The sequence below is a fragment of the Halostagnicola larsenii XH-48 genome, from assembly GCF_000517625.1.
Taxonomy (GTDB): Archaea; Halobacteriota; Halobacteria; order Halobacteriales; family Natrialbaceae; genus Halostagnicola; species Halostagnicola larsenii.
The window spans coordinates 352,341-364,131 of sequence record NZ_CP007055.1; the positions used below are offsets into that span (position 1 = coordinate 352,341).

Consider the following 11,791-nt stretch of genomic DNA (forward strand, 5'->3'; position numbering starts at 1 on the left):
TCGCGTACGAATAGGTCTGCGCTCGTCGGCCAAAAGCGCGACGGATTCGGCGTTTCGTTCGGCCGTTTCGGTTACTCCTCCGTGACATCAGCTTCCATTTGGGTTTCGTTCGCCCCCTCGAGGCGTTCGTAGTTTTCGTCGATAACGCGGACGACGGCGATAAACGCTCCCAGAACGACAGGTCCGAAGAACAGCCCCATGATTCCGAAGGCGTAGGCACCGCCGAGAACGCCGACGATAATAACGGCCGGATTGATGTCCGCATAGCGGTCGACGACGATCGGTCGGAGATAATCGTCCGAAACGGCGACGATGGTCGCGCTGTAGACGAACAGTCCGACGGCCAACAGCGGATCGCCGGTGATGACGAGGTAGACCGCTGCGGGTCCCCACACGAGGAAGGCCCCGACCAGCGGAATGAGCGCCAGGACGATCATTACGACCGTCCAGAACGCGGCGTTCGGGATGCCGGTGACGAACAGTCCGATTCCGGCGATGAACCCCTGTACCATCGCGATAAATACGTGTCCGAGGAGGACAGCGCGCATGACCTGATCCAGTTCCGTGTAGAGGTCGTCCTGGACGTCGTCCGGAAGCGGCGTCATTTCGCGAACCCAGCCGTAGAGCCGATGGCCGTCCTTGAGGAGGTAGTAGATGAGAAACACCGCGAGACCGAGTCCGATCAGGGCGTGGGTGATCGTACTGACCCACGCAGTCGACTGCTCGAGTACCATCGTCCCGAGCTGTTGGCCGGAATCTGCGGCCGTCGACGCGAGGTCGACGCTGAGGCCGAACTCGGATTCGAGCACCGCCTCGATTTCCGCTACCTGTAGCTGTTCGGGATCGGCGTTCTGTGCGATTCTGGCTGCGTCGTCTGCGATGGCGACGACGACGAAGAGAAACGGGACGATGAAGGCTACGACCGCGAGGATGACCAGCGAGAACGCGGCGATCGTCGAGGACGTCACGGTCTCGAGGCGGCGCTGGAGGGGAGAGAGGATGTACGCGATCAGTATTGAAACGAGGACGTACTGTGCAAACGGCAAGAGTAACAGCAAGGACAGGTAGCCGAAGGCGAGCAACAGGGCGAGGAGGTATCCCTTACGACGGTTCACAGTGGAGTCTCAACGAACGTTCGGATAAAACTGGCCTCGTCGTCGAATCGAAGACGAGATTCGACGCTGTTTCGGGCACGGCTATCAGACACCGCCTTGGCTACGGCCTGCAGACCGTGTGTTTCGAGGGGGCCGAACCTGTCTGTAGGCGCGATAGTCGTCCTGACCTGTCACAGTCTTTCAAGAAACTGGTGCGCCAAGTTGTATTCGAATGTCGACACACCTCGATCCGCTCTCGTTGTCGGCCGATCTGCTGTACGCGGTCAAAACGGACGGCAACTCGGAGGCGTTCGAACGCCGCCTCGCCGCGTTCGACCGATCGCAACTCCGCCGATCGCTCCGCGGGCGAGCCCGTCGACTCGCGTTCTGGCTCAATTGCTACAACGCGTTCCTCCGTCTGCGGTGTGAAGCCGACCCGTCGGTTTTCGAGGGCGGTTCGCTCGAGCGCTGGAAGTTCTACGCCCGCGACCGTATTCCGATCGCGGGCGTCCGGCTGAGCCTCGCGGACATCGAACACGGCCTGTTGCGCGGCTCGAAACACCCGTGGGGGCTGGGATACCTCCCGCGACCGTTTCCCTCCCAGTTCGAGCGCGAGTTCCGCCTCGAGTCGGTCGACCCGCGTATCCACTTCGCGTTGAGCCGAGTCGCCGAAACCGGACCGCCCTCGACCGTATTTTCGGCGTCGGAGGTCGACGAAGAACTCGACCTGACGACCGAATGGTATCTCGAGGAAACCGTCGTCTACGACGCGGGCTCGAACATCGTTCGGGTTCCGTTCGTCTTTCTCTGGTACCGTGGCGACTTCGGCGGGGGAGCCGGGGTCCTCGAGTTCCTGCGGGAGTACGACTCGCTTCCGGAGCGAACGCCGCGACTCGAGTACGAGAGCGTTTACGGCGAGGACTGGTCGGTCGATATCGAACCCGGCGACGATCAGGAATAGGGTACTGGGGCAGACCGGAAACGACAGCCGCACCGATCACTCCTCGGGATACTCGAGGGTGACCGACTCGGCCTCGAAATCCTCGAGAAACGCGCCGCTGCCGCCGATCCTGTACCGCTCGCCGTCGACGTCGATATCGAAGGAGTTCTCGACGGGAATCGTCGAGGTGACGGGACGGACGAGACTCTGCTGGACGGAGACGACGGTTCCCGAGAGTTCCGTGGGAAGCGCCCGATCGCCGACGGGCGATCCCGTGACCGTGGCCTCGAGCGTGGTGTTTGCGGCCTCGTGGAGTGCGACCTGAAACACCGCGTTTCGAAAGCCGTCGTAGGTCTGTGGGAGCGTCGCCGGCGTCGTCACGTAGCGTTCGTCGGCGGTCGGCCAGTAGTTCGCCAGAAACGATCCGACGAAGACCGGGACGAGCTGTTCCTGGCTCAGCGCGATCGCCTTCGTGTCGCTCGTCGTGCTCGTCAGCAACTGACTGGGCGCGAGCAGGCCGTGGCGCTGGTCCGCCGTCATCATCGTCGGGACCAGCGCGTCCCAGGTCCGGACCGTACTCGCCGTCCCGGAAACCGTCGCGAGATCCGGCTCGTTCCGGTCGGTCGCACCGAGCAAGAGCAAGACGAGAACACCTCGATCGACCGTCTCCTCGAGCGTCGATCTGATCTGGGGCAGTATTTCGGTCGGCAGCGAGAGGGTGACCTCCGTTTCGGCGTTCGAAAGCAGCGTCTCGATCCGCTTTAGCACCGTTTGTCTGGATTTGATCACCTCGAACTGTTCGCCGGTTCGCTCGGTTGCGGTGTAGCGCGAGCGGATTCCCGGCTCGATCGCCTCGACGCTCTCGGTCAGTCGATCGACGACTTCTTCGGGCGGAACGGGCCTGATTACCGTCGGCACCGCGTGGTCGTCGACCTCGACGAACCCCCGTTCCTCGAGCGCTTCGCTGATGCTGTAGACGTACCGTTTGGAGACGTCGGCGGCGTCCGAGATCGTACTCGCCTTCGAATCCCCGTGCTCGAGAATCGCGAGGTACGTGTCGATCTCCTTTTCGGAGAGTCCGAATCGCTCGAGTAGGTCGGTGAGCCCGTCTTGATCCATGTATAGACAGTACGTCACAGATCGTATCGATACCTGAAAAAGATTCGCTGTCTCCCCCGAACTCGAGCGGGACGATCGATATCGGGGTACACCACGCGCACCAATCGGCCTGAGTGGACGGATATCGGATCCGTCCACCCGCGATAAATCGGATCCGTACGCCAACGATAAAAGTAGGAATACATTTTACAACAAACTTTAATCCACGCGGGGTGTACTGGTGAGATACGATGACAGTACATACCGCCCTGAACGACTTCAAGCGCGTTCGGGGCAGCGATCGCCTGTTCGCCGGCGAGCGTCGGTCGACGGAGGGGCTGTTTTCCGGGCTCGACGAACGCCTCGTCCACGTCTCGCCGGACGGGGCGATCAGCGATTACTCCTATCCGCTTTCGGGACTGGTCGGTCTCGACCGATCCCGGTTCGGTATCGACGTCGACGGCACCGTCCGCTGGTTCGACGGCGGCGAGCAACGCTACGTCGAGGAAACCGCCGTGGTCGAAACCGTCCACCGCGTCGGCGGCCGGACGATTGTACAGTACGATCTGACGCTCGGTCGACTCCATCTCACTCACTTCGTTCTCGAAACTGAAACGGGTGAATCGGATCGCGGATGGCAGAGTCAGTCCGACGGGGCGCTGGGGTGCGGCTCCGACACGGCGAACCCCACGATACAGGCCTGTCTCGGCTTTGCACCTGAAGGTCGGGCCGGACAGGTCGGACAGCTCTGGCACGACGGCGCGGTCGAAGTCCATCACGACAGCGAACGAGACGTCCTCGCCGCGTCGACAGGACTCGAGGTGACCGGCCAGGTTCCGGAGACGTTCGACGAACTGCTCGATTCGGAGCCGACCACGCTCCCCCGCGGGTCCGACGACGGCCGCTACGAGGACGGCCGACTCAGTCCGATCGTCCTGGCGTCGGTCGAACTCGAGGGATCGACGCCGCAGGCGACGATCGCGACGCTGCTCACCGACGCCGACGAGAGCGATCGTCCCGAGGCGATCGAGCGCGTTCGATCCGGCGCGGCCGATCACGCGACCCGCGAGTCCCTGCTCGAGGCGGGTCGAACGCAGGCCCGGCGTCTCGGTCCGGAACGCTCCCTCCGATCAACGGACGGCATTGAGGGCGCGTTCGAGGATCTCCGGGCCCTTCAGTTGTTACGCGCTCCGGGCGGCTCTCGGATCGCGGGCCCCGAGTTCGACCCGTACTACCGGTACTCCGGCGGCTACGGTTACACGTGGTTCCGGGACGACGCCGAAATCTCCCGGTTCCTGCTCGCCGCCGACCGCCGGGCCGAACTCGGCCTCGAGGACTGGCACGAGGCGAGCGCCCGGTTCTACACCGAAACGCAGCGGTCGGACGGCACCTGGCCCCACCGGGTCTGGCCCCACAGCGGTCGCCTCGCCCCCGGTTGGGCGAACGGCCGACTCGAGCGCGGGTCGGGATCGGCGGACTACCAGGCCGACCAGACCGCGAGCGTCGCGACCTACCTCGCGACCTACCTCCGGGTCGTCGATTCGTCGGCTGATCACGTCCGGGACTCGCTTCTCGCCGCGAAAGACGGCCTCGACGCTTCGCTCGAGGACGACGGACTTCCCACCCGCGTCCAGAACGCCTGGGAGAACATGACCGGGCGCTTTACCCACACCGCGGCGACGTTTCTCGAGGCCTACGCGGCGATGGCGCGCGCCCCCATCGAGGAGCGCGTCCGGGAGGACGCGGCCGAACGCGCTCGAGCCGTTTACGACGCGCTCGAGACGCTGTGGGTTCCCGAACGGGGGATCTACGCCCTTCGTCTCGACGGCGACGCGCTCGACGACCGACTGGACGCCAGTACGTTCGCGCTCGCCTCTGCGCACGCCGAATACGACCGTCTCGAGTGTGGCGGCGTCGACGGCGACAGACTCGATCGACTGGCTTCCCACCACGAAACGACGATGGAGGGACTCTCGCGCGAACCGGACGGACCGGTCGCGGGGCTGGCTCGATTCGAGGGCGATCCGTGGCGGGTTCGCGATCAGGACGAGCCGAAAATCTGGACCGTGACGACCGCGTGGGGCGCTCACGCGGCGGTCGAACTCGAGTCGCTGCTCTCGGCTCACGACTCCGCCGCGGCCGCGTACTTCCGCGAACGAGCGGCGGACCTTCTCGCGGCCGTCGGCCCCGACGGCTCGCTTCGGCGCGCTGGCGGCTACCTCCCCGAACAGGTGTTCGACGACGGGACGGCCGACAGTGCGACGCCGCTTGGCTGGCCCCACGCCTTGCGACTCGCGACCGCAACGGCGTTTGCGGATTCCGAGCGATCGGCCTCCTCGAGAAGTGGTGAGGCGTCCACAGTGGAGGAGTAGCGAAACCTCCGTACTTGGTGGAGTGGTGAGGCTTCTCCGAGACGAACTGAAGGATTGACGACGATATTCCTCGAGCGGCCGGTGATGGTAGTTCTCGAGCGGTCCGTGTTGTTGGTCCTCGAGCGGTAGGGTTCGACAGCTCAGGAGGTCGCCATCGTCGGCGGCTCCTTGGTCGGGCCGAGAACGTCCCGACCGGTCTTGGGGTCGAAAAGGTGGATGTCGGACTCGTCGAACGTGAGGGTCACGTCGTCACCGGGCTGCGGTTCGATCTCCGGACTGACGCGGGCGATGAACTCCCCCGCGAGGTCGAGATGGAGGTAGTTGTCCGAGCCGACCGGTTCGACGACCGAGACGCCCGCGGTGATCGAGTTCCGCGTGTCCTCGGTGAAATCGACGCTCTCCGGTCTGATCCCCAACGTGTACCGATCCGCTTCGAGCGCGCCGGCGTGTCGATCCACGTAGGTTCCGGAGAGTTCGAAGTCGAACTCCTCCTCGAGTCCGGTCAGGTGGACAGTATCTCCGCGCTCGTCCACATCGACCTCGAGGAAGTTCATCGACGGCGAACCGATGAAGCCGCCGACGAACTCGTTGACCGGATTTTCGTAAACGTGCGTCGGTTTTCCGACCTGCTGTAGCTCCCCGCCGTCGAGGATGACGATTCGATCGCCCATCGTCATCGCCTCGTGTTGATCGTGGGTGACGTAGACGGCCGTAATACCGAGTTCGTTCTGGAGGCGCTGGATCTCCGCGCGCATCGTCGTTCGGAGTTTGGCGTCGAGGTTCGACAGCGGTTCGTCGAAGAGGAACACGTCGGGTTCGCGAACGATCGCCCGCCCGAGCGCGACGCGCTGTTTCTGCCCGCCCGAGAGCTGATCGGGTTTGTCCTCGAGAAGTCCCTCGATGTCCATCATTTCCGCGGTCTCGACCACCTGCTGTTCTCGTTCTTCGGCGCTCATGTCGGTACTCATCCGAAGACCGAACGCCATGTTTTCGAAGACCGTCTTGTGCGGGTAAAGCGCGTAGTTCTGGAACACCATCGCGACGTCGCGGTTTTTCGCGTGGACGTCCGTGACGTCCTCGCCCCCGATAGCGATCGTCCCCGACGTGGGTTCTTCGAGCCCCGCTAACATCCGGAGCGTCGTCGTTTTCCCACAGCCCGACGGTCCTACGACGGTGACGAACTCGCCGTCTTCGATCTCGAGGTTCAGGTCGTCGACGGCGACGACCGTTCCGACATCGTACTCCTTTCGAAGTGATTCGATCCTGACCTGTGCCATTTGCCCACTGGTTCGTCGAGGGGACGTAAAACCCTTTCCCAAAAATTGGAATATGGGAAGTAATATTACAACATATGGTGGTTGGCTTGCAAACGCCATTATTCGGGCGCTTTACGCATACGAAGTAACGTATCGTGAGATCAACGACCGATACTCGATCGGCTTCCACTATCCAACATTATTCTTCGACACACACGGATAACGGAGGTAGAGCGCTTCTGACCGAAGTTTATTTGATGTCGTGGCCAGCTAACCGATCCCGATCCTAAATACTAAATATATGAAGATATAATACATCACTGATTCCACCATGTCAATGGAACGCAGACAGATGCTCAGGGGGATCGGCGGGCTGGCAGCAGTAGGCGCCGCCGGTTGTTTGGATCGGATCACCGGACAACAACAGGGGACGACCGCCTGGCACGATTTCACCGAGGCACAAGAGAGCGCGTTCAAACGCTCCCTCGAGGAGTTCAACGACGGACGCGACGACACACTCAACGCGGAAGCGCCCGCCGAGATGGAAAAGGAACTCGAGACGGCGCTTCCGGCCGATCAGGGGCCGGAGACGTTCAACTGGGCGCACGACTGGATCGGCCGGTATCACGAACAGGAGTTCGTCTACGACGCATCCGACGACCTCGAGATCGACCTCGAAGAAACCTACACCGAGAACGCACTCGAGGCGGTCCAGTGGGAGGGCGCGGTGTACGGGCTCCCGTACGCGATCGAGACGGTTTCGCTGATGTACAATCCGGAGTACGTCGACGAACCGCCCGAAACGCTCTCGGAGATGGTCGAGATTATGGAGGAGTATCACGACCCGGAAAACAATCGGTACGGTCTCTCGATGCCGTCGGTCGATCCGTACTTCCTGAGCGCGTGGCTGCAGGCGTTCGGCGGTTCGCTCTTCGACACGGAATCCGAGGAACTCCGCATCGAAGACGATGCGTTCATCGAGGGCGTCGAACTCCTCGAGGAGTCGATCTGGCCGTACGTGCCCGGCGACCCCGGATACGACAGCCAGATCCCGGTCTTCTCCGAGGGTAACGCCCCGTTCGCGATCAACGGGCCCTGGGAACTCGAAGGGTTCCGCGAGGCCGGCGTCGACGCACAGGTTGCACCCCTTCCCGACGTCGACGGCGGCGATCCGACGCCGTTTACCGGCGTTCAGGTCTGGTACTTTACGTCCCAACTGGAATCAGCCGACGAGTCGGCACTCGAGACAACCATCGAGTGGGCCGAGTGGTACACGACCAACGAGCAGGCGATCATCGACAACGCCGAGATTCAGGGCCTGATTCCCGTTCACCAGGATTACACCGATAGCGACAACGCCGATCTGGGCGAGGACGTCCTGACTTTCGCGGAAACGGTCGAGATGGGAACGCCGCTGCCGACGCATCCGAAGGTCGACCAGATTTGGGATCCGCTCGAGTCGGGTCTCGAGCGGGTCTTCAACGGCAACGAAAGCGCGGCACAAGCGATGGAATCGACTGCGCAGAATATCCGCGATCGCTGGGAGTAACGCGAGGTGAACTAGTACAGCCATGTCTTCGTCACTTCGAAACCGCGTTGTCGGTCACGGACGCGAACGGTTGCCGTTCGACGTCGACTCCGTCGGACTCGCCGGACTCCTGTTGGTCGCACCCGGCGCGGTGTTGTTTCTCTCGTTCATGCTGTTTCCGATCGCGTTTCTGATCTACCTCTCGTTTACCGACGCGACCCACGCCGGGACGGTCCTCGGCGGCGAGGCGTCGATCATCGGCCTCGAGAACTACGCCCAGCTCTTTACCGATCCGCAGTTCTGGCAGTCGTTCGGGGTCACGTGGCTGTTTCTGGCCGTGAGCCTCGCGATCAAAGTCGTGCTGGCGACCGGCATCGCGATGATCCTGACGCACGCTCGAGTGCTCGGAAAACGATACATGCGAGCGCTCGTGATCGTCCCGATGGGGTTCCCGGCGATTTTCGTGATCACCGTTTGGGAGGGAATGTTCAGCGGCGCGCGGTACGGGCCGCTAAACCAGTTCGCTGGAACGTACAATTCGATCGTCTCGGGGTTCGTCGGCGTGCTCGATAGCCTCCTGTTTTTCGTGACGGTTTCGGCCCCCGAACTGCTGCTCGCCGACCTCCCGATCCAGTGGCTCAGTGGCCGCTGGAGCGCGTTCGCCGCCTACACCATCACCGAGGTCTGGCTGGCGTATCCGTTCATGGTGATCATCATCGTCAGCGCACTGCAAGACGTACCGATGGATCTACACGACGCGGCGAAGGTCGACGGGGCCGGATACGTACATCGGTTCTTCAACGTGACGTTGCCGGCGATCAAACGCCCGGTGCTGTTCGCGTCGATCCTGACCGCTGCGACCTCGTTCCAGCAGTTCCTGATTCCGTTTATCTTCAATGGCGGCGGACCGTCGCGACAGAACGAACTGCTGATCCTCTACGGCTATCGCGAGGCGATCGAACTTCACGAGTACGCGTTCGCCTCGGCGATCATGGTCACCGCAATCGCGTTCATTGGCATGTTCATGTGGCTCGCCGTCAAGAAAGGGAACCTCGCGGAGGGTATCGATTCTGCATGAGTCGTTTCACTCGCTACACCACGTCGATCGGTCGGTGGATAGCTCGAAAACTAACCTGGCCCCGGCGGGCCGCAGACTCCGCTCGAGTAACGGTCAAGCAGGTCAGAACCGGCCGCCGAACCGTCCGTGACGTTGCGAAGACGGGCGTCGGTACCGCGGGTGCGGCCGCGTTGCTTCTGGTCCTGCTGTTCCCGGTTTACTGGGTCCTCGCCGCGTCGCTCTCGCAGGGGTCGGGCCTGATGAGCTCGCAGGGGATTTTCGCGGACCCGAGGTCGTACAACCTCGAGGCCTACCGCTGGGTGCTCTTCGAGTCGAGTTTCACCTACGCGGCCGTCAACAGCCTCATCGTGGTCTCGATCACGGTGCTCGTCTCGATGTCGGTGATAATTCCCGGAGCGTACGCGCTCTCGCGTCGCGAGTTCCTCGGTCGTCGGGGAATTCTCTACGGATACGTCCTGTTCACGCAGGTCGGTGCCGGGTTGTCGATCGCGACGCTGATCGCGCTGTACGCGCTGTTCGTCAACCTCGGGCTGGACAACAACCTCCTCGTCCTCGGCGTGTTCTACGCCGCGGGCGCGATTCCGTTCAACACCTGGTTGCTCAAGACGTTCATGGACAACATCCCGGTCTCCTACGAGGAGGCCGCGATCGTCGACGGCGCGAGCCAGTGGCAGGTCATCCGTGAGATCATCCTGCCGCTGTCGAAACCCGGCATCGCGGTCGTGCTCGTCTTTACGTTCCTCGCGGGCTGGAACGAGTTCGTCATCGCACAGACGCTGCTCCAGTCGCACAACTACACGCTCTCGGTCGAACTCTACTCGCTCATCGCGGGCGGCGGCTACGAAACGCCGTGGACGGAGTTCTCGGCGTTTGCAATCTTGTTCGCTCTGCCCGTCGCGGCCATCTACTTCCTCGCCCAGAGCTACGTCGAGGACGGCCTCTCGTTCGGCGGCATGAGCGGCTAATCCGTCTCGTTTTCTTTCGCACGCCTCGAGAGATGCCGGTGATCGGCGGTAGCGAGATCGAAAAATCGACGGCGGTGACAGACTCTACTTTGACTTCAACGAGCGGCCGCCGCTCAGGCCTCGTCGAAGAGTTCGTCTCCTTCGACCATGCGGTCCTCGACTTCGTCCATATCGAGAGTCAGGCCGAGGCCCGGCTTCTCGGGGATCTCGATCGAGCCGTCCTCGATGACGTCTTCTTCGACTAAGTCCCCCCACCAGCCGAGTTCGTAGCTGTGGTACTCGACGGCCAGCGAGTTTGGAATCGCCGCGCCGACGTGAGCCGAGGCCATCGTGGCGATGGGTGAGGCGACGTTGTGCATCGCGACCGGAATGTAGTACATGTCGGCCAGGTCCGCGATCTTTCGGGTCTCGCGCATGCCGCCGACCTTCGGCATGTCGGGGGCGATGATGTCGACGGCCTGCTCCTCGATGAGTCGGCGCTGGCCGTGTTTGCGGTAGACGTTCTCGCCGACCGTGATCGGCGTCGTCGTCGACTGGGTGACCTCCTGCTGGACATCGTGGTTCTCCGGCGGGACGGGATCCTCGAGCCACCAGATGTCGTAGGACTCGAGTTCGCGCGCGAGCCGTTTCGCGCTGTCGGCGGAGAACGTCCAGTGGCAGTCGAAGGCCACGTCGGCGCGGCTGCCGACGCGTTCGGTGATGGCTTCGACGATCGAGACCTTGTGGTCGATCTCGGGGCCGCGAAGGTGGCGGTTCGCGCGATCCTTCTCGTGGCCGCTCGGCACGTCGAGGTCGAACTTGAGCGCGTCGTAGCCCAGTTCCTCGACGACGCGTTCGGCCTCGTCCGCGCAGGCGATCGGATCGGCTTCGTCTTCGGTGTGACAGTCGCAGTAGACTCGGACCTCGTCACGATACTTTCCACCCAGCAACTGATAGGCAGGGACCTCGAGGATCTTGCCCGCCAGATCGTGCAGCGCGACTTCGATTCCCGAGATGGCGGTGACGGTGACGCCGCCGATCGAGCCCTCTCCGGACATCTTCTGGACGAGGTGTTCGGTCAGCCGGTCGATGTCGAGCGGGTTCTCGCCCTCGAGGAAGGGTTTCATTCGCTGGATGAGTTCCGGTGCGCCCGCGCCCCAGTAGGCTTCGCCGGTGCCGACGACGCCGGCGTCGGTGTAGATCCGGACCAGCGTCCACGGGAAGTTGCCGTCGACCATGGTCGTCTGGATGTCCGTGATTTCGACGTCCCGTCCGTCCCCGCGCTCGCGCGTGACGTTCATCGTCTCAGCGGATAGGTCCCGCATCGTATACTCGGCGTTCGGATCGTGTAGCTGTGAGTAATCGACTCCCATGACTAATGAGTTACTCGTATCATAGTAATGTTTTTCTATCCTGTGAACGCAGCTGCTGTCGGATCCGTCGTCCAGATTATCGTATCGGCAACCTGGAAAATAACTGTT

9 protein-coding genes are annotated in these 11,791 nt (G+C 62.5%); 5 read left to right on the forward strand and 4 right to left on the reverse strand.

The features are described 5' to 3' along the window. Positions 1 to 71 precede the first annotated feature (71 nt). On the reverse strand, positions 72 to 1,115 hold the full coding sequence (locus HALLA_RS01745; protein WP_049951769.1) for an AI-2E family transporter: 1,044 nt from the start codon (positions 1,113 to 1,115) through the stop codon (positions 72 to 74). A gap of 211 nt (positions 1,116 to 1,326) precedes the next feature. Between HALLA_RS01745 and HALLA_RS01750 the strand changes: the two genes are divergently transcribed. Continuing rightward, on the forward strand, positions 1,327 to 2,055 hold the full coding sequence (locus HALLA_RS01750; RefSeq protein ID WP_049951770.1) for a DUF547 domain-containing protein: 729 nt from the start codon (positions 1,327 to 1,329) through the stop codon (positions 2,053 to 2,055). 36 nt (positions 2,056 to 2,091) lie between these two features. Here the strand turns inward: HALLA_RS01750 and HALLA_RS01755 are convergent, their stop codons facing one another. Continuing rightward, positions 2,092 to 3,153 (reverse strand): TrmB family transcriptional regulator, encoded by a 1,062-nt coding sequence (locus HALLA_RS01755; RefSeq protein WP_049951771.1) that lies wholly within the window; start codon positions 3,151 to 3,153, stop codon positions 2,092 to 2,094. 230 nt (positions 3,154 to 3,383) lie between these two features. Here HALLA_RS01755 and HALLA_RS01760 point away from each other — a divergent pair, with 230 nt between their 5' ends. Next, positions 3,384 to 5,504 carry a hypothetical protein gene (locus HALLA_RS01760; RefSeq protein WP_049951772.1) on the forward strand — a complete coding sequence of 707 codons (2,121 nt, stop codon included), beginning with the start codon at positions 3,384 to 3,386 and terminating at the stop codon, positions 5,502 to 5,504. A 140-nt stretch (positions 5,505 to 5,644) separates the two neighbouring features. Here HALLA_RS01760 and HALLA_RS01765 read toward each other — a convergent pair whose 3' ends face one another. Then, positions 5,645 to 6,781, reverse strand: a complete 1,137-nt coding sequence (locus HALLA_RS01765; protein WP_049951773.1) for an ABC transporter ATP-binding protein — start codon at positions 6,779 to 6,781, stop codon at positions 5,645 to 5,647. Positions 6,782 to 7,097: 316 nt separating this feature from the next. Here HALLA_RS01765 and HALLA_RS01770 point away from each other — a divergent pair, with 316 nt between their 5' ends. From HALLA_RS01770 to HALLA_RS01780, 3 genes are read left to right on the forward strand one after another with little or no spacing between them, the layout of a single operon-like run. After that, positions 7,098 to 8,309 (forward strand): extracellular solute-binding protein, encoded by a 1,212-nt coding sequence (locus HALLA_RS01770; RefSeq protein ID WP_174887882.1) that lies wholly within the window; start codon positions 7,098 to 7,100, stop codon positions 8,307 to 8,309. Between the two features lie 22 nt (positions 8,310 to 8,331). Beyond that, a complete protein-coding gene (locus tag HALLA_RS01775) occupies positions 8,332 to 9,366 on the forward strand; it encodes a carbohydrate ABC transporter permease (RefSeq protein ID WP_049951775.1) in 1,035 nt (344 codons plus the stop codon). Continuing rightward, entirely contained in the window at positions 9,363 to 10,331 is a 969-nt protein-coding gene (locus HALLA_RS01780) for a sugar ABC transporter permease (protein ID WP_049951776.1), read from the forward strand. The genes HALLA_RS01775 and HALLA_RS01780 overlap by 4 nt, the downstream gene beginning before the upstream one ends. Before the next feature lie 113 nt (positions 10,332 to 10,444). Here the strand turns inward: HALLA_RS01780 and HALLA_RS01785 are convergent, their stop codons facing one another. Continuing rightward, positions 10,445 to 11,683: a mandelate racemase/muconate lactonizing enzyme family protein gene (locus HALLA_RS01785; RefSeq protein WP_049951777.1), complete on the reverse strand. Its 1,239-nt coding sequence runs from the start codon at positions 11,681 to 11,683 to the stop codon at positions 10,445 to 10,447. Positions 11,684 to 11,791: the final 108 nt, after the last annotated feature.

Excerpts from the sequence above, each read along its gene's own strand:
- HALLA_RS01765 (WP_049951773.1), bottom strand. The coding sequence starts at position 6,781 with ATGGCACAGGTCAGGATCGAATCACTTCGAAAGGAGTACGATGTCGGA.
- HALLA_RS01750 (WP_049951770.1), top strand. The coding sequence starts at position 1,327 with ATGTCGACACACCTCGATCCGCTCTCGTTGTCGGCCGATCTGCTGTAC.
- HALLA_RS01760 (WP_049951772.1), top strand. The coding sequence starts at position 3,384 with ATGACAGTACATACCGCCCTGAACGACTTCAAGCGCGTTCGGGGCAGC.
- HALLA_RS01755 (WP_049951771.1), bottom strand. The coding sequence starts at position 3,153 with ATGGATCAAGACGGGCTCACCGACCTACTCGAGCGATTCGGACTCTCC.
- HALLA_RS01785 (WP_049951777.1), bottom strand. The coding sequence starts at position 11,683 with ATGGGAGTCGATTACTCACAGCTACACGATCCGAACGCCGAGTATACG.
- HALLA_RS01780 (WP_049951776.1), top strand. The coding sequence starts at position 9,363 with ATGAGTCGTTTCACTCGCTACACCACGTCGATCGGTCGGTGGATAGCT.
- HALLA_RS01775 (WP_049951775.1), top strand. The coding sequence starts at position 8,332 with ATGTCTTCGTCACTTCGAAACCGCGTTGTCGGTCACGGACGCGAACGG.
- HALLA_RS01770 (WP_174887882.1), top strand. The coding sequence starts at position 7,098 with ATGGAACGCAGACAGATGCTCAGGGGGATCGGCGGGCTGGCAGCAGTA.